Source organism: Castellaniella sp. (assembly GCF_034675905.1).
In the GTDB taxonomy this organism is placed as follows: Bacteria; Pseudomonadota; Gammaproteobacteria; order Burkholderiales; family Burkholderiaceae_B; genus Castellaniella.
Genome location: NZ_JAUCCV010000005.1, coordinates 113,957 through 136,049, shown reverse-complemented (window position 1 = coordinate 136,049; position 22,093 = coordinate 113,957). Strand labels below are relative to the sequence as shown.

Sequence of the window (22,093 nt, the reverse complement as noted above, 5' to 3'; positions counted from 1 at the left end):
TTATTCGGTGACGGCCGTATCCTGCGCCTGAGTGATGGCGTTGTGCAGGGTATGCCAGGCCAAGGTTGCGCACTTCACCCGCGAAGGGAATTCACGCACCCCGGACAGGACTTCCAGCTTGCCCAGATCGCAGTCCGGATGGGCTTCGGTCAGCATGGCGTGGATGTTGCGAAACAGTACATCGACCTCGTCGACCCGCATGCCGCGCACAGCTTCCGTCATCAGGGAAGCGGATGCCGTGGAAATGGCGCAGCCATGGCCGATGAAGCTGACTTCCTGCACGACGCCGTCCTGCACCCGCGCATAGACGGTCAACTGATCCCCGCACAGGGGATTGTGGCCGTCGGCGCGATTCGAAGCATCGTCCAGCGCATGGAAATTGCGCGGGTTGCGGTTGTGGTCGAAGATGACTTCCTGGTAGAGATCGCGCAGGTCGTCGTCAGTGTCCCTCATGCTTTACACCCCGAACAGTTTCTGGGCCTTGCGCACGCTGGCCACCAGGGCCTCGACATCGCGCAGGTCGTTATACAGGGCGAACGACGCCCGTGCCGTGCCGGGGATGCCGAAATGCGACATCAGCGGCATGGCGCAATGATGCCCTGCCCGGATGGCCACGCCTTCGGTATCCAGAATCGTCCCCAGATCATGCGGGTGGATGCCGTCGACCAGGAAAGACAGGATGCCGGCCTTGTGCGGCGCCGTGCCGATCAGGCGCACGCCGGGAATCGCCTGCATGGCGGCAGTCGCCTGCGCCAGCAGGGCCGATTCGTGCGCGGCGATGCGATCCAGCCCGATGGCGCGCACGTAGTCGATCGCCGCCCCCAGGGCGACGGAACCGGCGATGTTCGGCGTGCCCGCCTCGAAGCGCTGCGGACCGTCCGCCCAGGTGCTGCCGTCAAAGCTGACCGTGCGGATCATGTCGCCGCCGCCCTGCCAGGGCGGCAGGTCCTTCAGGATCGAGCCGCGTACATACAGCGCACCGATACCGGTCGGCGCGTAGATCTTGTGGCCGGAAAAGGCATAGAAATCGCAATCCAGCGCCTGAACATCCACGGCGGCATGAGCCACCGCCTGCGCGCCGTCGATCAACACCAGCGCCCCGGCTGCGTGAGCCAGCCGGGTCAATTCAGCCACCGGATTGATCGTCCCCAATGCATTGGAGACGTGCGCGACCCCGACCAGGCGGGTGCGGGCATTCAACTGCGCTTTGAAATCCGCCAGATCCAGTTCGCCGGTATCGGTGATACGGGCATGGCGCAACACGGCGCCCGTCCGGGCGCACAGCAATTGCCAGGGCACGATATTGGAATGGTGCTCCATCCCCGTGACCAGGATCTCGTCGCCCGCTTGCAGGCCCTGCCCCCAGGTCTGGGCGACCAGGTTGATGGCTTCGGTGGTGCCGCGAGTAAAGATCACATGCTGGCTGTCGGGCGCATTGAGCAAGCCGGCCACGCGATCCCGAGCCTGCTCGTACAGATCGGTGGCATGCTGCGACAACCAGTGCACGCCGCGATGGATGTTGGCATTGGATTGTTCGTAGAACTGATCCAGGGCCTGGATGACGGCGCGCGGTTTCTGGGTAGTCGCGCCATTGTCCAGATAGCTCAGACGGCGTTTGCGGATGGGGCGCGCCAGGATGGGGAAATCATCGGCGACCGGCTGGCCATCAGCGCGCAGCAACGCGCCGGCGGCCTCGTCGGACTGCGTCAAACGCACGGTTTCGGAAGATGTCAGGGGCGCGTTCATGCGGCCTCCAGCATCATGCCGCCGGGCAACAGGGACCGGACAGCTTGTTCGACACGCCGGCGCAGCGCCGGGGCTTCGATACGCGCCACGCTGGTGGCGGCAAAGGCATAGGTCAGGATGTCGCGCGCATGGGCTTCGTCCAGACCGCGCGTGCGCAGATAGAACAGACTGTCGGCATCGATCTGACCCACCGTCGCGCCGTGCGCGCATTTCACGTCATCGGCGTAGATTTCCAGTTCGGGCCGGGAATCGGATTTCGCCAGACGCGACAGCAGCAAGCTGTCATTGCGCTGGACCGCATCGGTGCCGTCGGCGCCTTCTGCGACCAGGATGCGGCCGCTGAACACACCGTGCGCGGTATCGGCCAGAATGCCGCGATAGTTTTCATGACTGACGCAACGGGGCTTTGCATGACCGATCAGCGTGTGGTGATCGACATGGCGCCGCTGGTCAGCGTAATACAGGCCGTTGAACAAGGTCTCGCAGCGCTCGTCGGCGAAATGCGTGGCAATGTCGTGACGCGCCAACCGGGCGCCCAGCGAGACGGAATGGGATGCAAAATACGAACCGCGTGCTTGCACGGCGTCGATTTCCCCCAGATGCCAGGCCTGGGCGGATTCCTGCTGCAATTTCAGGTGCGTGATGCGGGCATCCTGATCCAATGTCAGACGGGTGGCGGCATGACGGAAATTAGTGGCTTGCGCCACGCCGACATAGTGTTCAACGACTGTGGCCTGGGCGCCGGCAGCCGCCTGAATCACGTGCCGCAGGAAATGCGCCGCCTGCGGCGAGGCAGCGGCACACACGATATGAATCGGCTGCTCGACGGCCACGCCTCGCGCCAGATTGACCCAGGCGCCATCGCCGGCCAGCGCCAGATTCAGGGCGCTGGTACTGTGCCCCTGATCCGCCTGACCATAAGCCGCCTGGATCGCCTCGGCGTGGCCGGACCAGGCCTGCGACAGCGGCAATACGGTCGCGCCGTCCGGCAAGACGCCCACATCCGACAGACCGGCGTCAAACGCGCCATCCACGAATACCAGCCAATGGCCGGATTCACCGGCTTTCAGATCGGCGACCAGATCGGCCACCGACTGGGCATCGCCGTCGGTGAACGCCGCCGCCGCCAGCGGCGACAGCGATGTATGGCGCCAAGCCTCGATCTTGGTCGTCGGCCAGCCTTCGCTCATGAATCGGTCCAGGGCCTGCTTGCGCAGGCCGCTCAACCAGGGAAGCCCGGCGCCGGACAGCGACCCTGCCCGCTGGGCGAAGACATCCGCCCACACCTGCAGATTCGTACTCATGCCCGCGCCCCTGGTTTGACCCCGATCTTCTTGCCGTCGTCGGCGGGCTTGCCCGGTCGATTGGTGGCCGGCAGGTTGACGCCCTCGATCCAGCCGTAGCCCTTGGCTTCCAGTTCCAGAGCCAGTTCGCGGCCGCCAGAACGCACGATCTTGCCATGCGCCAGCACATGCACGAAATCCGGCACGATGTAATCCAGCAAGCGCTGGTAGTGGGTGATGACGATCATGGCACGGTCGGGCGAACGCAGACGGTTCACGCCATCGGCCACGGTTTTGAGCGCATCGATGTCCAGGCCGGAATCCGTCTCGTCCAGAATGGCCAGCCTGGGTTCCAGCAGCGCCATCTGCAGCACTTCATTGCGTTTCTTTTCCCCGCCGGAAAAACCTTCGTTCACGGCGCGATACAGGAATTCATCACGCATGCCGACGAGCTTCATTTCGGCCTTGGCGCGTTTGACGAAGTCCATCGCGTCCAATTCCGATTCGCCGCGATGACGACGGCCTGCATTGACGGCGGCGCGCAGGAAATAGGCATTGGACACGCCGGGAATTTCAATCGGATATTGGAAAGCCAGGAAAATGCCGGCGCGGGCACGCTCTTCGACAGGCAAGGCCAGCAGGTCCTGACCGTCGAATTCGACGGTACCGCCCGTGACTTTGTAGTCGTCGCGCCCGGTCAGCACCTGCGACAGCGTGCTTTTTCCGGCCCCGTTGGGCCCCATGATGGCATGGACCTCGCCGGGTTTGACCTCCAGACTGAGGCCGCGCAGGATTTCGTTGTCCTCGATCGAGGCGTGCAGATCATTGATTTTCAGCATGAGATAGGCTCCTTAACCGACGCTGCCTTCCAGGCTCACGCCGAGCAGATTCTGCGCTTCGACGGCGAACTCCATGGGCAATTCCTTGAAAACTTCCTTGCAGAAACCGTTGACGATCATCGACACGGCGTCTTCGGCCGACAGGCCGCGCTGCATGGCATAGAACAACTGGTCTTCCGCGATCCGCGACGCCGTGGCTTCGTGCTCGACGCTGGCGCTGGGATTCTGCACCTCGATCGTCGGAAAGGTATGCGCAGCGCATTCCTTGCCGATCAGCAGGGAATCGCACTGTGTGTAGTTGCGGGCATTTTCCGCCTTGGGCGTCATGCGCACCAGACCGCGGAAGGTATTGCTGCCGTGACCGGCGGAAATACCCTTTGAAATGATGGTGCTGCGGGTATTGCGCCCCATGTGCACCATTTTCGTGCCGGTGTCGGCCTGCTGATAATGGTTGGACAGGGCCACGGAATAGAATTCCCCCGTCGAATCGTCGCCGCGCAGGATCACGCTGGGGTATTTCCAGGTGATGGCCGAACCGGTTTCCACCTGAGTCCAGGAAATGCGCGAACGCGCGCCCCGACAGTCGCCACGCTTGGTGACGAAATTGTAGATGCCGCCCACCCCGTTTTCATCGCCCGGGTACCAGTTCTGCACCGTGGAATATTTGATGCGGGCGTCGTCCAGCGCGACCAGTTCGACCACGGCGGCGTGCAACTGGTTTTCATCGCGCATGGGCGCCGTACAGCCTTCCAGGTAGCTGACGATGGCGCCTTCGTCGGCGATGATCAGCGTGCGTTCGAACTGGCCGGTATCGGCGTTGTTGATGCGGAAGTACGTGGACAATTCCATCGGGCACTTCACGCCCTTGGGGATATAGACGAACGACCCGTCCGAAAACACAGCCGAATTCAGGGCTGAATAAAAGTTATCGCCCGGCGGCACGACCGTGCCCATGTATTTCTGCACCAGATCGGGATGGGACCGGACCGCCTCGGAAAACGAACAGAAGATAATGCCTACATCGGCCAGCTGTTTGCGAAAGGTCGTCGCCACGGACACGGAATCGAACACCGCGTCCACCGCCACGCCGGCGAGCTTTGCTCGTTCATGCAAAGGGACGCCCAGCTTTTCGTAGGTGCGCAGCAATTCGGGATCGACTTCGTCCAGGCTCTTGGGGCCGTCCTTTTTGGATTTCGGCGCCGAAAAATAGCTGATATCCTGAAAATCGGGTTCTTGGAAGTGGACCTTGGCCCATTTCGGGCGCGGCATCTTCAGCCATTCCCGATAGGCCTTCAAGCGCCATTCCAGCATGAATTCCGGTTCGCGCTTGACCGCGGACAGGCGACGGATCACGTCCTCGTCCAGACCTTTCGGAAAGGTCACGGCTTCGATTTCCGTGACGAAACCGGCGTCGTACTCGCGGTCAAGGAAGGAATCGAGCTTGTCGTTGACAGTACTCATTTGGACAGACTCCAGTTCGGGATATTCGGGATAGGCTGGCGCGCCCCCGCACGGGGAGCCATGGATACCGGCACAGGCGGCGATTCATTCACCATGTCGGCCAGCGAAACGGATTCCAGCGTATGGCGCACGATCAGGTTGATGCGCTGCCAATGGCTGCGGATATGACAAGCGCCCTCGACGCTGCAGGCCCCCGGCATGGCGGTGCATTCGGTCAGGCCAAAGGGCTGTTCTTCCAGGGCGTCGATGATGGCCGCCACATGGATTTGATCGGGATCGCGCAGCAGGCGATAGCCGCCATGCGCGCCGCGCGTGCTGGTGACCAGGCCGTGCTGCGCCAGCAATTTCAGGACTTTGCTGACCACGGGCTGGCCCAGCCCCAAGGCGGCAGCCAATTCTGCTGCGCTGCAAACATGCGTCGGCCGGGCTGCCATGTGCGTGAGCACAAGGATTCCGTAATCGACGATTTTGCTGATCCGCAGCATCCGCTGTTCCAGAGGAAGAATTCAGGAAACCAAATAGTACTGCTTTGGTACGGTATAGGTCAAACCCTAGTATGCCTAAATCGCAGAATCGGTTTCCCCATGGGATTGCTGCAACGCCCACATACGGGCGTATCGGCCCTGCTGCGCCAGCAGATCGGCATGCTTGCCCTGTTCCACGACCCTGCCCGCATCCAACACGAGAATATGGTCGGCATGGACAATGGTGGACAGCCGGTGCGCGATGATCAAGGTGGTGCGCCCTTGGGCGATGCGTTCCAGCTGATCCTGGATCGCCCGTTCGGTGCGGGTATCCAGGGCGCTGGTGGCCTCGTCAAAAACCAGGATCGGAGGCGACTTCAGCAAAGCGCGGGCAATGGCCACGCGCTGCTTTTCCCCGCCCGACAGTTTCAGCCCGCGCTCGCCCACCGGCGTCTCATAGCCCTGCGGCAGGGACGAGACGAACTCATGAATATGCGCCGCTTGCGCCGCCTGGACGACGTCTTCCTGGCCGGCGTCCGTGCGGCCATAGGCGATGTTGTAGCCGATGGAGTCATTGAACAGCACCGTATCCTGCGGCACGATGCCGATGTGGGCCCGCAGGCTGTCCTGGGTGTAGTCCCTGACGTCGCGGCCATTGATGCGCACAGCCCCGGCAATGGGATCATAAAAACGGAACAGCAGGCGCGACAAAGTCGATTTGCCCGCGCCCGACGCCCCGACGACTGCCAGGGAACCCCCGGCCGGGACGCTGAAACTGACCCCATGCAAAATCTGCCGATCCGGCTGGTAGCCGAAATCGACGGCATCAAAGCTCAGGCTGGCCTGCGTCGCCTCCAAGGCGACCGCGCCAGGGCGGTCGGCCACTTCCTGCTGATGGTTCATCAGATCGAACATGCGCTCCATATCGGCCAGGGCATGCTTGATTTCCCGGTAGACGAAACCCAGGAAATTCAAGGGCGCATACAGTTGCGTCAGATAGGCCGATACCAGCACCACGTCGCCGATCGTCATGCTGCCCTGCACCACGCCTTGGGCGGACTGCCACAGCAGAGCCGTCATGCCGACCGTGATGATCAGCCCCTGCCCCATGTTCAACAGATTCAGGGACACCTGGTTGCGCACCGCCGAATCCACCCAGCTGCGCATATCCCGGTCATAGCGCCCGCTTTCATAGGCCTCGTTGCCGAAATACTTGACCGTTTCATAGTTCAGCAATGCATCGATGGCCTTGCCGTTGGCCTGGCTGTCCAGGGTGTTCATGGTGCGCCGATAGACCATGCGCCGCTCGGTCACCTTCAGTGTGAACAGCACATAGGCGGCAATCGTGCCCAGCGTCAGGGCGGCGAACGTCCAGTCGTACCGCCAGAGCAGCACGCCCGTCACCATGGCGATTTCCAGCAAGGTGGGCAGGATATTGAAGACCGTGAAGTTCAGCAGAAAGCCGATGCCTTTGGTGCCGCGCTCGATATCGCGCGTCAGGCCGCCGGTGCGCCGCCCCAGGTGAAACCGCAGCGACAGCGACAGCAGATGGCGAAACAGCTGGCTGGCCACCTGCTGGATGGCGCCCTGGGTGACCCGCGCGAACAGGGCGTCGCGCAGTTCGCCGAACACGCCCGTCAACAACCTGGCCAGGCCATAGCCGGCCAAGGCCGCCAAGGGGATGGTCAACAGCGCGGGCGCCATCCCCAGGGCGTCGATCAGATCCTTCAGGTAGATCGGCGTCAGGACATTGGCCACCTTGGCCACGACCATACAGGTGAACGCCAGCAGCACTCGGCCACGAAACGCCCATACATAAGGCCAGAGATTTTTCAGTGTCTGCCAGTCATCGCGCCGTGCAGGCGCGGGGCCGGTATGGGAAAACCGCATGGAAACGTCCGGAAATCGGGGGTGACAATCTGTCCGTCCGCCGGTCGGAACAAGCGGATGGCTGCGCATACAATAGAGACCATTGACGGAAACCCGGCAAGGCCGGAAAGATTGTATGACTGTTTCGGTATTCGATTACGAGGCGGAGCTCACCGCCTGTGCAGCCGGGGATAGCGCCGCCTTTCATACGCTGTACCACCACGAGGCGCCGACCATGCGTGCATTGGCCTTGGCCATGCTGGGTACGCCCGATGTCGCCGATGCCGTCTTGCACGAAGCCTTCGTGCTGATCTGGCGCAATGCCGCCGGCTACAGCTCACGCATCGGCACCGCCCGCGCCTGGATCTACAGCATTCTGCGCTACCGGGCGCTGGACCATCTGCGCCGCCAGCGTTCGGCAGGCGACACGAGTGCAGAACAACAAGCGCTGCCCAATCTGTCGCTGCCCAGCGGCGCAGCCCCCAATACCATCCAAGGAGTGCTGGCCGCCCTGCCCGCACCGCAGCTTGACGTCCTGCTGCAGGCCTACCTGCATGGCGGCGACCCGGCCCGCATCGCCGATCTGCTGGACCGATCGGAACCCGACATCCAGGCATCCATCGAATCAGTCCTGATCCACATCGACGAGGCGGTGCACGCATGAAAACGCACCGATCCTATTCCGACCACGAAATCGCCAGCTACGTCCTGGGTCTGGACATGCCTGATCGCGCCATCGACATCCAGGCCCGCCTGGCCCACGATGATGCCGCCGCCGCGCGAGCGCTGAAATGGGAAACCTATTTTCTGGGTATTGCCGACGCCCTGCCCCCGGCGCCGCCGCCCGCCGAACTGTTGATGCAGATCCAGGCGACGCTGGGCATGGAAAACGCGCCGATCACAGAGGAATCCCGTCAGCCGCAGCAGCCGGCGGATGCCCGCATCGACGACGCGGCATCGACAAGCGCATCAGCTGCGCGCCCGCGCACCCGAACCAAACATCTGTCGAAACGCCGCCTGCTGCTGGCCGTCGGCGTGATTGCCGCCATTCTGGTGATCATCATGCTGGTCTGGGCCAGCCTGAAACCGCTACCCGACAGCACCGTGGTGCAGCAGCCGCTGCACCTGGAAGCCAAGTAGCAAACCGCGTCTTACAGGTTCAACAGGCCGTCGGCCTGGTTCTGCGGGCGGCTGGGCCCCAGCGCCTGCCCCAGGCTGTCATGAATCGCCTGCAGATCTGCGCGCAACGCCTGCAGTTCCGCACCGCTGAGTCGCACAGCGGCATCCTGGTCGTGCGGCATGTCGCCGCCTTCTCCCAGGCGGTTGCGGGCGCCCGCGATAGTGAACCCCTGCTCGTACAGCAGATCACGGATACGGCGCACCAGCAGGACTTCGTGATGCTGATAATAGCGGCGATTGCCTCGCCGCTTGACCGGCTTGAGTTGGGCGAATTCCTGTTCCCAATAGCGCAGGATGTGCGGCTTGACCCCGCACAGTTCGCTGACTTCACCGATGGTGAAATAGCGCTTGGCGGGGATGGGCGGCAGCACGGTGGCCGGAGTGGCGGACGTCGTCATGCCGGACCCCCGGCCATTTCAATGCCGTCCTTCAGTTTCTGGCTGGCATGAAACGTCACGACCCGGCGAGCCGAAATCGGAATGACCTCGCCGGTTTTCGGATTGCGTCCAGGGCGCGGCGGTTTGTTGCGCACCTGAAAGCTGCCGAATCCGGACAGCTTGACCTCGACCCCCTGGACCAGGGCATCGCGGATTTCGGAAAAAAACGTGTCGACCACGTCCTTGGCTTCGCGTTTATTCAGTCCCACCTGCTCAAACAGCAGTTCGGCTAGATGGGCTTTGGTCAGCGTCCGATCCGTATTCACCCGAAAATCTCCTATGTGCGCAAACGAGCCCCATGGCGCTGTGACAAAGCGTCCGTCAGACCCTGCATGCAATATTCAATCTGTCGTTCGTCGAGCGTGGCGTTCTGCCCCTGGAACCAGAACCGCAGGGCCAGGCTGCGCTGGTTCCCTGACGACGCATCGCGCCAAATGTCGAACAGTTTAATGTCTTTGACGACGGCCAGTGCAGCATCTGCTGCGATCTGGTGTTCAAGTGTATCAAGCAAGGACTGCCACGGTTGATCGGCATCCACCCAGATGGCCAGATCCCGCACCACGACCGGCTGGCGGGACAGATCGGCCGGCTGCGGAAATACCTGGTCCGCAATGGCCCGGGTATCGAGCTCGAACACCACCGGCGCGTGAGGCAGGTCCAGAGCCTGCGCCCAACGGGGATGGACTTCGCCCAGCCAGCCGATGGCCTGGCCATCGAGCAGCAGGCGGGCGCTGCGGCCCGGATGCAGCGCCGGATGATTGGCGGCTTCGCACCGCAAACCGGCCGCCCTGGCGCCCAGCAAGGACTCCAGATCGCGTTTGAGGTCGAAGAAATCAACCCCCCGGTTGGCCTCGCCCCACTGCTCGGGCAATGCAGGCCCCCAGGCGGCGGCGGCCAGATGCGTGGGCTGCGCCACGCCGGCGACGGACAGATCGCCGTCTATCACCGAGGCATCCCGGGCAAAAACGCGGCCCAACTCGAATACCCGCACCCGGGTCTGGCGATGCTTGGCATTGTGGGCGATATTGGCCAGCAGGCCGCCGATCAGGCTGGAGCGCATGACCGCCAACTGGCTGGCGATCGGATTCAACAGACGGATGGGCTGCTCATTGCCGCAGTAGTCGCGTTCCCAGGCTTCCTCGACAAAGGAAAAATTGATGACTTCCTGGAAATCCAGGGCAGCCATGGACGCCCGCATGGCGTGCGGACCGTACAGGATTTCAGGCTGCGTCCGCATACGAGCCGGCGCGACCGGCGGCTGATCGGGAATCTGATCGAAACCGTAGATGCGGGCGACTTCCTCGATCAGGTCTTCCTCGATCGTCAGATCAAAACGTGCGGCAGGCGGCGTCACGACAAAGGTATCGCCCTGCTGCTCGAACTCGAAGCCCAAGCGGGTAAACACGCCGGCCACCTGCTCGGCCGATAGGGCGACGCCCAACACGCGGGTGCAACGCGACAGGCGCATGCGCACCGGCTCGCGGGCCGGCAGCTGGATGATCTGATCATCCAGGGGCCCCGCCTGGCCGCCGCAGATGTCCAGGATCAACTGCGTCATGATGTCCAGATGGGCCGGAATGGTCGAGAAATCGACGCCGCGCTCGAAGCGGTGACCGGCTTCGGACGTCAGCTTGTAGCGGCGCGGACGGCCCATGATGGCCTCCGGCCACCAGAAAGCGGCTTCCAGGTAGACGTCCGTCGTGTCCAGCGTCACCGCCGAGGCCTCGCCCCCCATGATGCCCGCCAGGCTCTCAAGCGCCTGATCCGTGCCGATCACGCCGACATCCGGCGACAGGGTGATGGTCTGTTCGTTCAACAAGGTCAGCTGCTCGCCTTCGCGCGCCCAGCGTACCGTCAGGCCGCCCTGGATGCGCTGCAGATCGAACACATGCGTAGGCCGTCCCAATTCCAGCATGACGTAGTTGGAGATATCCACCAGCGCGGAGACGGACCGCTGGCCGGCGCGTTCCAGGCGGGACTTCATCCAGGCGGGCGTGACCGCCCGGGCATTGACGCCCCGGACGACACGGCCGGCAAAGCGGCCGCACAGATCCGGCGCTTGTACCTGGACCGGCAGACGGTCCGTGATCGTGACCGGCACGGACGGCACGGACGGCGCCTGCAGGGCGCACCCCGTCAGGGCGGCGACTTCGCGGGCCACCCCCAGGATGGACAGGCAATCCGCCCGGTTCGGCGTGAGTTTCAGCGTAAAGATCGTATCGTCCAGATCCAGCGCCTGGCGCAGATCCGTACCGGGCGTCAGGCCGTCAGGCAATTCCAGCAGGCCGGCATGGTCCTGGGACAGGCCCAGTTCGCGGGCGGAACACAGCATGCCGCGGGACTCGACGCCGCGCATCTTGACCGGACCGATCTTCATGCCGTCCGGCAGTTCGGCGCCGACACGCGCCAGAGGCACCAACAGACCGGCGGCCGCATTGGGGGCGCCGCAGACGATCTGCAAAGGGCTGCCCGAGCCGTCATCGACCTGGCACACGCGCAGCTTGTCGGCATCCGGATGGGGTTCGGCGGCGTTGATCCGCGCCACCACGATCCCTGAAAACGGAGGCGCATAGGGATCGGCGTCCTCGACCTCCAGCCCGGCCATGGTCAGCCGATGGGACAGGGTTTGGCTGTCGATCGCGGGGTTGGCCCAGGCCCGCAGCCATGATTCTGGAAATTGCATGATTCGGATTCCGTGACGCGAACTAAGCGTTGAACTGACGCAGAAAGCGCAGATCGCCCTCGAAGAACTGGCGCAGGTCGTTGACGCCGTAGCGCAGCATGGTCAAACGCTCCAGGCCGGAGCCAAAGGCAAAGCCGATGTAGCGTTCCGGGTCCAGGCCGAAATTGCGCACCACTTGCGGATGCACCTGACCCGAACCGGAGATCTCCAGCCAGCGGCCCTGATTCGGACCGGAGGTGAACATCATGTCGATTTCCGCCGAGGGTTCGGTAAACGGGAAAAACGACGGACGAAAGCGCAGCGTCAGGTCGTCGGTTTCAAAAAAGGCCCGCAGGAAGTTCGTGTAGACGCCTTTCAGATCCGCGAAAGAGATATCCTCTGCGATCCACAGGCCTTCTACCTGATGGAACATGGGCGAATGGGTGGCATCGCTGTCCACGCGGTAGGTACGCCCCGGTGCGATGACCTTGATGGGCGGCTTGTTCATGCGGGCGTAACGCACCTGCATGGGGCTGGTATGCGTGCGCAGCACCAGCGGCAAACCACCGGCATCCTGCATGTCCACGTAAAACGTGTCCTGCATGGATCGGGCCGGGTGGTTTTCCGGATTATTCAGGGACGTGAAATTGGTCCAGTCATTTTCGATTTCCGGGCCATCGGCCACATCGAAACCGATAGAACGAAAAATCTGTTCGACACGCTGCCAACTGCGGATAACGGGATGAATGCCGCCCGTACCCCGCCCGCGTCCAGGCAGTGTCACATCGATGGTTTCCGCCGCCAGACGCTGATCAAGCGCCGCCTGCGCCAATTCGGCGCGACGGGCGTTCAGCAGGGCTTCTACCTGTTGCTTGGCCTGATTGATCTGTGCCCCGCGCGCGCGTTTTTCCTCGCCTTGCAGGCCTGCCAGGCCTTTCAGGAGCGCCGTCAGAGATCCCTGCTTGCCCAGAAAGGCCGCTTTTTCATTTTCCAGCGTGGCCGCATCGTGCGCCTGGGCGAAACGGCCCTGCGCCTGATGGATCAGCTCGTCGAGCGTCGTGTCCATAGTTCCTTCCAAAACGCAAACGGAGCCCAAGTGAGCTCCGTTTGCGATGAGACAGAATCGAAAACGAAACTGTATCGATTAGGCTGCCAGTGCGGACTTCGCCTGGGCCACAATGGCGGCAAAGCCGGCCTTGTCCTTGACAGCCATGTCGGCCAGGACCTTGCGGTCGAGTTCGATCGAAGCCTTTTTCAGGCCAGCGATGAACACGCTGTAGGTCACGCCGAGTTCACGGCAGCCGGCATTGATACGGGTGATCCACAAAGCGCGGAAGGTGCGCTTTTTATTGCGGCGGTCACGATAGGCGTATTGACCAGCCCGCATGACCGCCTGTTTGGCGATCCGGAACACATTACCGCGGCGGCCGCGGTAGCCTTTGGCGGCCTTGAGGACTTTTTTATGGCGTGCACGTGCCGTGACGCCGCGTTTTACGCGAGGCATGAGATATCTCCGATCAGGCGAAAGGCAACATCGCCTTTACGGAGGCGACATCTGAATCATGGACTGCGGTAGAACCACGCAGCTGACGCTTGTTTTTTGTGGTTTTCTTGGTCAGGATATGACGTTTGAAAGCCTGGCCGCGCTTGATAGAACCACTGCCGCGCACCTTAAAGCGCTTGGAAGCGCCTTTTTTGCTCTTCATCTTGGGCATGACGATTACTCTGTTGGCTTGGGTGAACCCAGGTGTCCCGACACATCGGGCGCTTGTCTGACCTGTAATCCACCAGTCTTGTTGAATTCGCCATGCGCAACCTGCATGGCGAAATTCCCTTGTTCCCACACCTGAAATACCTTGTGAAAGACCATCAGACGGTGGGAAAAGCCCTTGATTATAGAACGCTTTATGCGGTTTTGTCGAACTGCTGTTCCAATGCCTGCACGCGGGCTTCCAGGGCCTCGACACGCGTCAGCGCCCTGGCCAGCAGATCGGCCTGCACGTCGAATTCCTCGCGGGTGATCAGATCCATACGGGCGAAAGTCTGCGTCATCAGCGCTTTCATATTGCGTTCTATATCAGCCGCCGGGGTCTTGGCGAGCAAGTCCGACATGTTTTTTTGGAAGTCATCGAACCATTGATTGGGGGCGATCATCGCGGCCTCCTGCTGCGGATAAAACTGTATTTTAACGGTTCAGGACGGTAAGCCCGTATCTGGCCGGAATTGGATCGCCTGGGCCAGCACCGCCGCACTCACGGCCGGATCGCCTTGCAGATCGGCCAGGGTACGCGCCACCCGCAATGCCCGCTGCGTCGCCCGGGCGGACCAGCCCCAGTTGGCCACCGTCCGTGCCAACAATGCCTGCCCCGCCGCATCCAGACACGCACAGTCGGCCAAGGCTGCCGCATCCAAATAAGCGTTCAGGCAGGCCTGGCGGCTTTGCTGCCGGTCGCGCGCCGCCACGACACGTTCGCGCACGCGGGCGGACGACTCTCCAGCAGGCGCTTCGTGCCAGGCGCTTTCGACGGACAGAACGACGTGCAGATCAATGCGGTCCAGCAGCGGACCCGACACCTGAGCGCGGTAGCGCACGACCCGCTCTTGCGGGCAGCGACAGGTCTGGCGCGGATGACCCAACCAGCCGCAAGGACAGGGATTCATGGCTGCCACCAACTGGAATCGGGCCGGAAAATGGCAGCTGCCGGCCGCACGCGCCACGGTGACCTCTCCGGTTTCCAGCGGTTCGCGCAGGGCCTCCAGCGCCCGGCGCTCGAACTCAGGCAGCTCATCCAGAAACAGCACCCCATGATGCGCCAGACTGATTTCCCCTGGCCGGGGATGGGCGCCGCCGCCCACCAAAGCGGCACAGGACGCGCCATGATGCGGCGCCCGAAAGGGCGGAATGCTGGATAAGGCCTGCAAAGGCCGCACCAGGCCATGGACGGCGGCGACCTCCAGCGACTGGCGCCGCGACAAAGGCGGCAGCAAGCCCGGCAGGCGCTGGGCCAACATGCTTTTACCCACCCCCGGCGGCCCGCTCATGAGCAAGCTATGGCCACCCGCCGCAGCGATTTCCAAGGCGCGACGCGCCAAAACCTGACCACGCACATCCGCCAGGCACCGCGTATCGCCGGCCTCGTCCAGCAACCGCAACGGATCGGCGACAGGCAAGGACTGACGCTCGGCAAAGTGGGCGACAACTTCATCCAGGCTGCCGGCCGCCAGCACATGCAGCCCGGGGACCAAGGCGGCAAGGCCGGCTGCCGGTGGCGCCAGGACGAGGATCGCCTGGGGATCATCCTGAGCGACCGCCAGGGCAATAGCCAATGCAGAATCCGCGGGCACCAGCGTGCCGGTCAGGGACAATTCGCCCGCCAGGACGTAGTGACGCACATCCGGGCTGGCGCCTCGGCCATCCGCCACCTGCCCCGACGCCAACAGCACGCCCAGGGCGATCGGCAAATCAAACCGCCCGGAATCCTTGGGCAGATCAGCCGGGGCCAGATTGGCCGTGATCCGTCCCGCCGGGAACTCAAAGCCGCAATTGAGGATGGCGGAACGCACCCGTTCCCTGCTTTCCCGCACGCCGGCCCCCGGCAGGCCGACAATAGAGAAACTGGGCAAGCCGCTGCCCACATGCACTTCAACCTGCACCGGACGGGCATGCAACCCGAACAGGGCTCGGCTGGCCAGCACTGCAAGCGACATATCGGTTCCCCCGCCTGGATGCCTGTGCATCGCACTATACGGGCCGGCACAGCAAAAAGGGCGCGAATGCGCCCTTTTTGCCACACCCTCTGCTAAGCGCAGAGAGACATCCGGCAGCTTACTTGCCGTTGCCCACAGCGCCTTGAATGGCGGCGTCGGCCTTGGCAGCGCCTTCCTTCACGGATTCACGGGCGCTATCGGCAGCCTTGCCCGCTTCGTCAGCCAACTTGCCGGCCTGATCCGACACGGCCTGGCCGACTTCCGCTGCTTTGTCCTTGGCCGCTGCTGCGGATTCCGAGAGCTTGTCCTGCATGGATTGCTGGTCGGCCTGCGGAGCAGCAGACTGGTCTTGCGCGGCCGGCGGCACCGGCGCGGGAGTGGGAGTCGTGGAGGGGGCGGGAGCTGCCGGCGAAACCGCAGGCTCTTCGCTCTTGGAGCAAGCCGCCAGCAGGCCCAAAGAAGCCACCACAGCAGCCATCGTCAGCGTTTTGCGCATCGTATTCATGATCTTCCCTATTCAAAAGTCCGCTATCAGCACAGTGCGGATCATTGTCGAAGACCGGTCTGTCACAACCGGGTCAGTTACAATTCTAGCGGCATCACAAACAGGGTAAACCCTGACATGTAAAGACTGATGTCAGCGCCACAAGACGTCTCTGATTTCAGACGAGGCAAACTCCCCTGGGGGAATTCGGCCTCTGCCAAGCAGAATCCCCTGTCGCCCCATCAACAACTCGACACAAAACACCCCTCCCGGAAAGAGGTTTTACAGCCGCTTGCCAGCCGACCCCCTGCCCCAGACCGGGGCAAATCGGCGGACGACATGCGCCAACATGGGGCATGAGCACCTCTCCTGATCAGGCAACAGGACTGCCTGGACCCATGGCACGATTTTTGCTTGGAGTCTTCTGCATCCCGCTAACAAGGAACGCTCATGAAACTCATCACGGCCATCATCAAACCCTTCAAACTGGACGAAGTGCATGCCGCCTTGATCGCCTCCGGCATCCAGGGCATGACCGTCACGGAAGCCCGCGGCTTCGGTCGCCAGAAAGGCCATACCGAACTGTACCGGGGCGCGGAATACCAAGTGGACTTCCTGCCCAAGCTGCAGGTCCAGGTCGCCGTACCCGACAGCTGGGTTGAAATGACGCTGGAATGCCTGAGCCAGGCAGCCCATACCGGCAAGATCGGCGACGGCAAGATCTTCATCACCCCGCTGGATCAGGTCGTGCGCATCCGCACGGGTGAAACCGGCGAAGCCGCCCTCTGAGCACAGGAGCACACATCATGGATAAAACCGACGTCGTCTGGATGATGGTCTCCACCTTGCTGGTCTGGCTGATGTGCATGCCCGGCCTGGCGCTTTTTTATGGCGGCCTGGCACGCGGCCGCCATGTGCTGTCCGTCATGAGCCAGGTGCTGGCCGCCTGCGCCTTGGCGATCATCCTGTGGTTTCTGTACGGCTATTCCCTGGCATTCACCGCCGGCTTCGGAGGCCTGGGCGGCTTGAGCCGGCTGGGGCTGGCAGGGCTGTATCAACCCGGCGCAACCGTGACGCTGCCGCTGCTGGGCTCGATCCCGGAATTGCTGTTCTCCCTGTTCCAGGCCACATTCGCCGCCATCACCTGCGGCTTGATCACCGGCAGCATCGCCGAACGGGCGCGATTCGGCGCTGTCCTGTGCTTCATCGGCTTATGGTTCACCCTGGGCTACCTGCCTATCGCCCACATGGTCTGGGCCAATGACGGCTGGCTGCATCTGCGAGGCGCTCTGGACTTCGCGGGCGGCACGGTCGTACACATCAGCGCCGGCGCGGCAGGCCTGGTCGCCGCCCGCTACCTGGGGCCGCGCCGAGGCTATGGCCGCCAAGCCATGCCGCCGCACAATCTGCCGCTGAACCTGCTCGGCGCGGCGTTGCTGTGGGTGGGCTGGTTCGGCTTTAACGGCGGTTCGGCGCTGGCCGCCAATGAACAGGCCGTCCTGGCGCTGGTCAATACCTTGCTGGCCGCCATCAGCGGCGTCCTGGCCTGGGCGCTGGCGGAAAGGCTGCTCAAAGGCAAAGCATCCCTGCTGGGCGCCATCTCCGGCTCCATTGCCGGTCTGGTCGGCATCACACCGGCGGCCGGGCTGGTCGCTCCGGCCGCTGCGCCTCTGATCGGCGCACTGACAGCCTGGGCCGCGCTGTTCGGAGTCAGCCACCTGAAGCGGCGCCTGCGCATTGATGACGCATTCGACGTATTCGGCATTCATGGGGTGGGCGGCATCGTGGGCGCACTGCTGACCGGGGTGTTCTATTCCGGCAGTCTGGGCGGCCCCGGCCCCGTTGGATGGGGAGCACTGTCCTGGCAGGTCTGGCTGCAGGCCGAAGCCGTCCTGGTCAGCCTGTTATGGGCGGGCCTGACAGCCGCTTTGTCCATCTGGGCCGCGGATCATCTGATCGGGCTGCGCGCCAATAGCGAACAGGAAAGCCAAGGACTGGATCAGGCGGACCATGGCGAAACCGCCTACCCAGCCTGAAGCAGGGACTGATCGTCCTCGGACGCCAGCATATCTCGGGAAAACAGGCTGTATTGATTACGGCCTTTTTCTTTTGAAGCGTACATGGCCCGATCCGCCTGCTTGAGCAGGTCCGCCGCATCGGTTCCGTCATTCGGATAGAACGCAACGCCCATGCTGGCGGAAATCCTGGCCTCGCGGCCGCCCAGATCATAAGGCTGGGCCACGACGTCCAGGATCTTGCGGCAAATCACATGCACATCATCGCCATGCGGCAGATCCCGGATGATCAGGGTGAATTCGTCGCCGCCCAGGCGAGCCACCATATCCGAATTGCGCACGCAACCCATCAAACGGCGGGCCGCCTGGCGCAAGAGCTCATCGCCTTGATCATGGCCAAAGGTATCGTTCACTTCCTTGAACAGATCCAGGTCCAGGAACACCAGCGCAAACGGCAGACCGCTCGCCCGCGAAGCTTCGATGCTGCCCAGCAAATTGGCCTGGAACATCTGCCGATTGGGCAGCTGCGTCAGATGATCGTAATGCGCCTGGCGCCAGATGGATGCCTCGCGACGGCGCTTTTCCGTCACATCGGAAAACAGGCCGATGCGGCAGTTCACGCTGCCGTCCTCGTTGTACGAGGTGTTGATCGTCAGGCGCTCGACGTATTCTTCGCCGGATTTGCGCCGGTTCCATACGTCGCCGCTCCAGCGACCGGTTTCCGCCAGGCACTGCCACATGGTCTGATAGAAATCCCGGCCATGGCGTCCGGAACTCAGGACGCTCATGCGCTTGCCGATGATATCCGCGACGGTATAGCCCGTAATCGCCGTGAAAGCCGGATTGATATCCTGCACCCAGCCATTGGCATCCGTGACGACCATCGCCTCGCTGGTATGCGCGTAGACCAATGCCGCACGCCGGGTCGAGGCCTCGGCCAAGCGAAGAGAAGCCCGCTCGCGGGATACTTCAGCAAACAGCCGTTCGATATGGGCCGCCGATGCATTCAGCGCCTCGCCCAAACGGCCCAATTCATCCTGCTTGTCCAGCTGTGATCGCACAGCGTAATTGCCCGCCGCCAATTCACGGCACTGCTGCGCCAGACTGTGCATCGGACGCAGCACCTGGCGTGACACCAGCCAATAAGCCAACAGCAGCAGAAACAGATCCAGGACGAACAAGCCATAGGCGCTATACAGCGCGCCCTGCTGGACCTTGCGGGCATGCAGGACCAGCGCATCCAGCAAGGCCTCGGCGCTGCCCAGCAGACGATCCGCCGCTATCCGCACATTGACGGGGTCTTGCAGCAGGAGCAAGGACCCGGCATCCACTGCCTCGGATTGCATGAATCCCGCGAGGACCCGGCGATAGATCCGCCAATCACGGCTGACAGCCGCCAGCTGATCGCTCTGGGCGCTGCCGACCGGGGGGATGGCCTGACCATACAGGATACCGCCCGAGCGCAGCGCCTGATACGCCTGTTCGAACAACTGTTCCTGTTGCGCCAGACTGGAGGCCTGGAATTCAGTTTCCGGAGACCCCGTCAACGCCTCCAGGGCGATTTTTTGGCTCAGCATGCGCATCTTGCCGGCCACGTTGACCGTCGCGGCAATGCCATCGGACTCATTCAGCAGAGAGCGGACCAGCAACACATTGATCACGGCCAATACGGCCACCATCACAAAGGCGATCAGTACCTTGTGCTTCAAGGAACGAAGCCAGGGGATGGGGAACAGTCGTCGTCCAGCCAGGGAGAAGGAAGTCATGTCGGTCTCGGTAACAGGCCGCTGCCGCCTTGGCCACCAGATGCACCCAGTGTAATGTCCACATCAAAAATATGGACATCATCCGCAACAGAATCCGCCTGGAACTTGATTCGGATCAAGCAGACAGGGCGGCCAGGTCGATGCGCTCAGCGCGATTCAAAGCCGAGGCGACCTTGACGCGCAAGGCATTGGAATGCGCCTTGCGGATTTCCTTCTTGACATCCAGCAGCTGCTGCGGATGCATGGAAAACCCCGTCAATCCCAGACCCAACAGCATGCGGGTCACGCGTACATCGCCCGCCATTTCACCGCAGATTGACACGGGCTTGCCCACGCGTTCCCCGGCATTGATCGTGTGAGCGATCAGCCGCAGGACGGCCGGATGCATGGGGTCATACAAGGAGGCGACATCCGTGTCGCCCCGATCGATAGCCAGCACGTATTGAATCAGGTCGTTGGTGCCGATGGACAGGAAATCCAGGGTTTCGGCAAAGGGCTCGATGGCGATCGCCATGGCCGGAATTTCCACCATCGCCCCCAACTGCACCCGGGTTTCATGAGCCACGCCGGCATCGCGCAATTCTTCGGCCGCCCGCGCCAATGCCCGGCGCGTCGCCACGACTTCGTGCATGTGCGACACCATCGGCACCAATATCCTGAGAGGGCCATGCGCGGCCGCGCGCAGCAAGGCCCGCAGCTGCGTATTGAATAATTCCGGATTGGCCAGGCAATAGCGGATGGCCCGCAAGCCCAGCGCCGGATTGGTCGCCACCGTGGCTTCGCCATCCAGGGTCTTGTCCGCCCCGATGTCCAGCGTACGGATCGTGACCGGCCGCCCGGCCATGGTGCGCACGACGGCGGCATAGGCTTCGTATTGCTCGTCCTCGCCAGGTAATTCGGCCCGCCCCATGAACAGGAATTCGCTGCGGAACAGGCCGATACCCTCGGCGCCGGCCGTCAGGGCGTCGGCGGCCTCTTCCGGCAATTCGATGTTGGCTTCCATGCGAATCTGGATGCCGTCCAGCGTCATGGCAGGTGCAAAACGCAGGGATTTGAGTTCGTCGCGTTCGCGCAGGAACGCCGCCTGCCGGTCTTGGTATTCCCGCAGGATGGCGAGCGAAGGATTGACCAGCACCACGCCATTGATGCCATCGACGATCAGCAGATCGCCATCGCGCACCAGCGCGCGCACCAGGCCCATGCCGACCACGGCAGGCACGTTCATGCTGCGCGCCACGATGGCGGTATGAGACGTCGCCCCGCCCAGATCCGTCAGGAAGGCTCCGAATTTTCCGCCGCGCAGGCGCATCATGTCGGCAGGAGAAATATCGCGCGCCACCACGATCAGGCTGCCCTCGGTATCCACCTCGTCCAGATTGGGCAGCCACTGGGCCGAACCCGACAGCACCCGCAAGACCCGTTCGATCACCTGACGCACATCAGCGCTGCGTTCGCGCAAATAGGCGTCTTCCATGAGCGCGAATTGTTCGGCCAGCGTCTGGCCCTGGGTCGTCAGCGCCCATTCAGCATTGACCTGACGTTCTTCGATCAGTTGACAGACTGACTGCACCAGCATGGGGTCCTGCAGCAGCATGGCATGAACCGACAACAGCACGCCTAGTTCGCGCGGCGCATCGTCAGGCAAGGTCTCGACCATCTGGTGCAGATCCTGCGCGGCGGCTTCGACCGCCTGGCACAGGCGCTGCCGTTCAGCAGCGACATCCTCGTCGGCAATCCGATAGTGCGCGACTTCCAGCGCCGCTGCGCTCATGACAACCGCCCGGCCGATCGCATACCCGCGCACGACCCCCTGCCCCACCAGGCACAGGGTGGAATTCAAGGCTGGAGAGGCAGCCGCATCGGATGCGCTCATGGCGCCCCAGCCGAGGCACTGCCAGCGACGGCCAGCGTCATTCGGCTTCCCCGAATTTGCCTTCGAACAGGGCGCGAATATCGCCCAAGGCCTGATCCTCGTCGACGCCCAGCGCCTCGATCTTGACCGTCACCCCCAAGCCCGCCGCCAGCATCATGACGCCCATGATGCTTTTTGCATTGACGCGCTGAGCGCCCCGGGAAATGAAGACATCGCTTTTGAAGCGACCCGCCAGCTGGGTCAGTTTTGCTGCTGCGCGCGCATGCAGGCCAAGCTTGTTCGAAATCACCAGGTCGATCATGGGCAT

The 22,093-nt window shown here is 62.8% G+C and carries 23 protein-coding genes; 4 read left to right on the top strand and 19 right to left on the bottom strand.

The window, feature by feature from the left end; genetic code table 11:
• From sufU to VDP79_RS06275, 7 genes are all read right to left on the bottom strand, one after another.
• Positions 1-453 (bottom strand): Fe-S cluster assembly sulfur transfer protein SufU, encoded by a 453-nt coding sequence (gene sufU, locus VDP79_RS06305; protein WP_323017363.1) that lies wholly within the window; start codon positions 451-453, stop codon positions 1-3.
• A 3-nt stretch (positions 454-456) separates the two neighbouring features.
• Positions 457-1,746 carry a cysteine desulfurase gene (locus tag VDP79_RS06300; RefSeq protein WP_323017362.1) on the bottom strand — a complete coding sequence of 430 codons (1,290 nt, stop codon included), beginning with the start codon at positions 1,744-1,746 and terminating at the stop codon, positions 457-459.
• Positions 1,743-3,050 carry a Fe-S cluster assembly protein SufD gene (gene sufD, locus VDP79_RS06295; protein ID WP_323017361.1) on the bottom strand — a complete coding sequence of 436 codons (1,308 nt, stop codon included), beginning with the start codon at positions 3,048-3,050 and terminating at the stop codon, positions 1,743-1,745. Before sufD ends, VDP79_RS06300 begins: the two co-directional genes overlap by 4 nt.
• Complete coding sequence (sufC, locus tag VDP79_RS06290; RefSeq protein WP_323017360.1) at positions 3,047-3,868, bottom strand: Fe-S cluster assembly ATPase SufC; 822 nt, start codon at positions 3,866-3,868, stop codon at positions 3,047-3,049. Before sufC ends, sufD begins: the two co-directional genes overlap by 4 nt.
• A gap of 12 nt (positions 3,869-3,880) precedes the next feature.
• Complete coding sequence (gene sufB / locus VDP79_RS06285) at positions 3,881-5,329, bottom strand: Fe-S cluster assembly protein SufB (protein ID WP_323017359.1); 1,449 nt, start codon at positions 5,327-5,329, stop codon at positions 3,881-3,883.
• Positions 5,326-5,814 carry an SUF system Fe-S cluster assembly regulator gene (locus VDP79_RS06280; RefSeq protein ID WP_323017358.1) on the bottom strand — a complete coding sequence of 163 codons (489 nt, stop codon included), beginning with the start codon at positions 5,812-5,814 and terminating at the stop codon, positions 5,326-5,328. Before VDP79_RS06280 ends, sufB begins: the two co-directional genes overlap by 4 nt.
• 75 nt (positions 5,815-5,889) lie before the next feature.
• The gene (locus tag VDP79_RS06275; RefSeq protein ID WP_323017357.1) at positions 5,890-7,683 is read right to left on the bottom strand and encodes an ABC transporter ATP-binding protein/permease; all 1,794 of its coding nucleotides are present in this window, start codon (positions 7,681-7,683) and stop codon (positions 5,890-5,892) included.
• Between the two features lie 115 nt (positions 7,684-7,798).
• Between VDP79_RS06275 and VDP79_RS06270 the strand changes: the two genes are divergently transcribed.
• Positions 7,799-8,326 carry an RNA polymerase sigma factor gene (locus tag VDP79_RS06270; protein ID WP_323017356.1) on the top strand — a complete coding sequence of 176 codons (528 nt, stop codon included), beginning with the start codon at positions 7,799-7,801 and terminating at the stop codon, positions 8,324-8,326.
• Positions 8,323-8,802 carry a hypothetical protein gene (locus VDP79_RS06265; protein ID WP_323017355.1) on the top strand — a complete coding sequence of 160 codons (480 nt, stop codon included), beginning with the start codon at positions 8,323-8,325 and terminating at the stop codon, positions 8,800-8,802. The genes VDP79_RS06270 and VDP79_RS06265 overlap by 4 nt, the downstream gene beginning before the upstream one ends.
• Before the next feature lie 11 nt (positions 8,803-8,813).
• On the opposite strand, the gene VDP79_RS06260 is transcribed toward VDP79_RS06265, so the two are convergent.
• From VDP79_RS06260 to VDP79_RS06220, 9 genes are all read right to left on the bottom strand, one after another.
• On the bottom strand, positions 8,814-9,239 hold the full coding sequence (locus VDP79_RS06260) for a MerR family transcriptional regulator (protein ID WP_323017354.1): 426 nt from the start codon (positions 9,237-9,239) through the stop codon (positions 8,814-8,816).
• Positions 9,236-9,544, bottom strand: coding sequence for an integration host factor subunit alpha (locus VDP79_RS06255; protein WP_323017353.1), 309 nt, complete (start codon positions 9,542-9,544; stop codon positions 9,236-9,238). Before VDP79_RS06255 ends, VDP79_RS06260 begins: the two co-directional genes overlap by 4 nt.
• 11 nt (positions 9,545-9,555) lie before the next feature.
• Positions 9,556-11,961, bottom strand: a complete 2,406-nt coding sequence (gene pheT, locus VDP79_RS06250; protein WP_323017352.1) for a phenylalanine--tRNA ligase subunit beta — start codon at positions 11,959-11,961, stop codon at positions 9,556-9,558.
• A 22-nt stretch (positions 11,962-11,983) separates the two neighbouring features.
• A complete protein-coding gene (gene pheS, locus VDP79_RS06245) occupies positions 11,984-13,006 on the bottom strand; it encodes a phenylalanine--tRNA ligase subunit alpha (protein ID WP_323017351.1) in 1,023 nt (340 codons plus the stop codon).
• A 78-nt stretch (positions 13,007-13,084) separates the two neighbouring features.
• Positions 13,085-13,444 (bottom strand): 50S ribosomal protein L20, encoded by a 360-nt coding sequence (gene rplT / locus VDP79_RS06240; protein WP_298015903.1) that lies wholly within the window; start codon positions 13,442-13,444, stop codon positions 13,085-13,087.
• Between the two features lie 13 nt (positions 13,445-13,457).
• Positions 13,458-13,655 (bottom strand): 50S ribosomal protein L35, encoded by a 198-nt coding sequence (rpmI, locus tag VDP79_RS06235; RefSeq protein WP_323017350.1) that lies wholly within the window; start codon positions 13,653-13,655, stop codon positions 13,458-13,460.
• Positions 13,656-13,845: 190 nt separating this feature from the next.
• Positions 13,846-14,094: an accessory factor UbiK family protein gene (locus VDP79_RS06230; protein WP_323017349.1), complete on the bottom strand. Its 249-nt coding sequence runs from the start codon at positions 14,092-14,094 to the stop codon at positions 13,846-13,848.
• A 39-nt stretch (positions 14,095-14,133) separates the two neighbouring features.
• Positions 14,134-15,648 carry a YifB family Mg chelatase-like AAA ATPase gene (locus tag VDP79_RS06225; RefSeq protein ID WP_323017348.1) on the bottom strand — a complete coding sequence of 505 codons (1,515 nt, stop codon included), beginning with the start codon at positions 15,646-15,648 and terminating at the stop codon, positions 14,134-14,136.
• Between the two features lie 118 nt (positions 15,649-15,766).
• Positions 15,767-16,153 (bottom strand): hypothetical protein, encoded by a 387-nt coding sequence (locus VDP79_RS06220; protein ID WP_323017347.1) that lies wholly within the window; start codon positions 16,151-16,153, stop codon positions 15,767-15,769.
• 429 nt (positions 16,154-16,582) lie between these two features.
• Here VDP79_RS06220 and VDP79_RS06215 point away from each other — a divergent pair, with 429 nt between their 5' ends.
• Both VDP79_RS06215 and VDP79_RS06210 read left to right on the top strand, forming a co-directional pair.
• Positions 16,583-16,921, top strand: coding sequence for a P-II family nitrogen regulator (locus tag VDP79_RS06215; RefSeq protein ID WP_323017346.1), 339 nt, complete (start codon positions 16,583-16,585; stop codon positions 16,919-16,921).
• A gap of 17 nt (positions 16,922-16,938) precedes the next feature.
• Complete coding sequence (locus tag VDP79_RS06210) at positions 16,939-18,168, top strand: ammonium transporter (RefSeq protein ID WP_323017345.1); 1,230 nt, start codon at positions 16,939-16,941, stop codon at positions 18,166-18,168.
• On the opposite strand, the gene VDP79_RS06205 is transcribed toward VDP79_RS06210, so the two are convergent.
• The 3 genes from VDP79_RS06205 to VDP79_RS06195 all read right to left on the bottom strand — a co-directional run bounded on the left by VDP79_RS06205 (position 18,156) and on the right by VDP79_RS06195 (position 22,093).
• Positions 18,156-19,913 carry a diguanylate cyclase domain-containing protein gene (locus VDP79_RS06205; RefSeq protein WP_323017344.1) on the bottom strand — a complete coding sequence of 586 codons (1,758 nt, stop codon included), beginning with the start codon at positions 19,911-19,913 and terminating at the stop codon, positions 18,156-18,158. The genes VDP79_RS06210 and VDP79_RS06205 overlap by 13 nt on opposite strands.
• Positions 19,914-20,028: 115 nt before the next feature.
• Positions 20,029-21,786 carry a phosphoenolpyruvate--protein phosphotransferase gene (gene ptsP / locus VDP79_RS06200; RefSeq protein WP_323017343.1) on the bottom strand — a complete coding sequence of 586 codons (1,758 nt, stop codon included), beginning with the start codon at positions 21,784-21,786 and terminating at the stop codon, positions 20,029-20,031.
• A 37-nt stretch (positions 21,787-21,823) separates the two neighbouring features.
• Positions 21,824-22,093, bottom strand: coding sequence for an HPr family phosphocarrier protein (locus VDP79_RS06195; protein ID WP_323017342.1), 270 nt, complete (start codon positions 22,091-22,093; stop codon positions 21,824-21,826).

Coding starts and splice junctions, on each gene's coding strand:
- sufU (WP_323017363.1), bottom strand. CDS start 453: ATGAGGGACACTGACGACGACCTGCGCGATCTCTACCAGGAAGTCATC.
- VDP79_RS06300 (WP_323017362.1), bottom strand. CDS start 1,746: ATGAACGCGCCCCTGACATCTTCCGAAACCGTGCGTTTGACGCAGTCC.
- sufD (WP_323017361.1), bottom strand. CDS start 3,050: ATGAGTACGAATCTGCAGGTGTGGGCGGATGTCTTCGCCCAGCGGGCA.
- sufC (WP_323017360.1), bottom strand. CDS start 3,868: ATGCTGAAAATCAATGATCTGCACGCCTCGATCGAGGACAACGAAATC.
- sufB (WP_323017359.1), bottom strand. CDS start 5,329: ATGAGTACTGTCAACGACAAGCTCGATTCCTTCCTTGACCGCGAGTAC.
- VDP79_RS06280 (WP_323017358.1), bottom strand. CDS start 5,814: ATGCTGCGGATCAGCAAAATCGTCGATTACGGAATCCTTGTGCTCACG.
- VDP79_RS06275 (WP_323017357.1), bottom strand. CDS start 7,683: ATGCGGTTTTCCCATACCGGCCCCGCGCCTGCACGGCGCGATGACTGG.
- VDP79_RS06270 (WP_323017356.1), top strand. CDS start 7,799: ATGACTGTTTCGGTATTCGATTACGAGGCGGAGCTCACCGCCTGTGCA.
- VDP79_RS06265 (WP_323017355.1), top strand. CDS start 8,323: ATGAAAACGCACCGATCCTATTCCGACCACGAAATCGCCAGCTACGTC.
- VDP79_RS06260 (WP_323017354.1), bottom strand. CDS start 9,239: ATGACGACGTCCGCCACTCCGGCCACCGTGCTGCCGCCCATCCCCGCC.
- pheT (WP_323017352.1), bottom strand. CDS start 11,961: ATGCAATTTCCAGAATCATGGCTGCGGGCCTGGGCCAACCCCGCGATC.
- pheS (WP_323017351.1), bottom strand. CDS start 13,006: ATGGACACGACGCTCGACGAGCTGATCCATCAGGCGCAGGGCCGTTTC.
- rplT (WP_298015903.1), bottom strand. CDS start 13,444: ATGCCTCGCGTAAAACGCGGCGTCACGGCACGTGCACGCCATAAAAAA.
- rpmI (WP_323017350.1), bottom strand. CDS start 13,655: ATGCCCAAGATGAAGAGCAAAAAAGGCGCTTCCAAGCGCTTTAAGGTG.
- VDP79_RS06230 (WP_323017349.1), bottom strand. CDS start 14,094: ATGATCGCCCCCAATCAATGGTTCGATGACTTCCAAAAAAACATGTCG.
- VDP79_RS06225 (WP_323017348.1), bottom strand. CDS start 15,648: ATGTCGCTTGCAGTGCTGGCCAGCCGAGCCCTGTTCGGGTTGCATGCC.
- VDP79_RS06220 (WP_323017347.1), bottom strand. CDS start 16,153: ATGAATACGATGCGCAAAACGCTGACGATGGCTGCTGTGGTGGCTTCT.
- VDP79_RS06215 (WP_323017346.1), top strand. CDS start 16,583: ATGAAACTCATCACGGCCATCATCAAACCCTTCAAACTGGACGAAGTG.
- VDP79_RS06210 (WP_323017345.1), top strand. CDS start 16,939: ATGGATAAAACCGACGTCGTCTGGATGATGGTCTCCACCTTGCTGGTC.
- VDP79_RS06205 (WP_323017344.1), bottom strand. CDS start 19,913: ATGACTTCCTTCTCCCTGGCTGGACGACGACTGTTCCCCATCCCCTGG.
- ptsP (WP_323017343.1), bottom strand. CDS start 21,786: ATGAGCGCATCCGATGCGGCTGCCTCTCCAGCCTTGAATTCCACCCTG.
- VDP79_RS06195 (WP_323017342.1), bottom strand. CDS start 22,093: ATGCCCATGATCGACCTGGTGATTTCGAACAAGCTTGGCCTGCATGCG.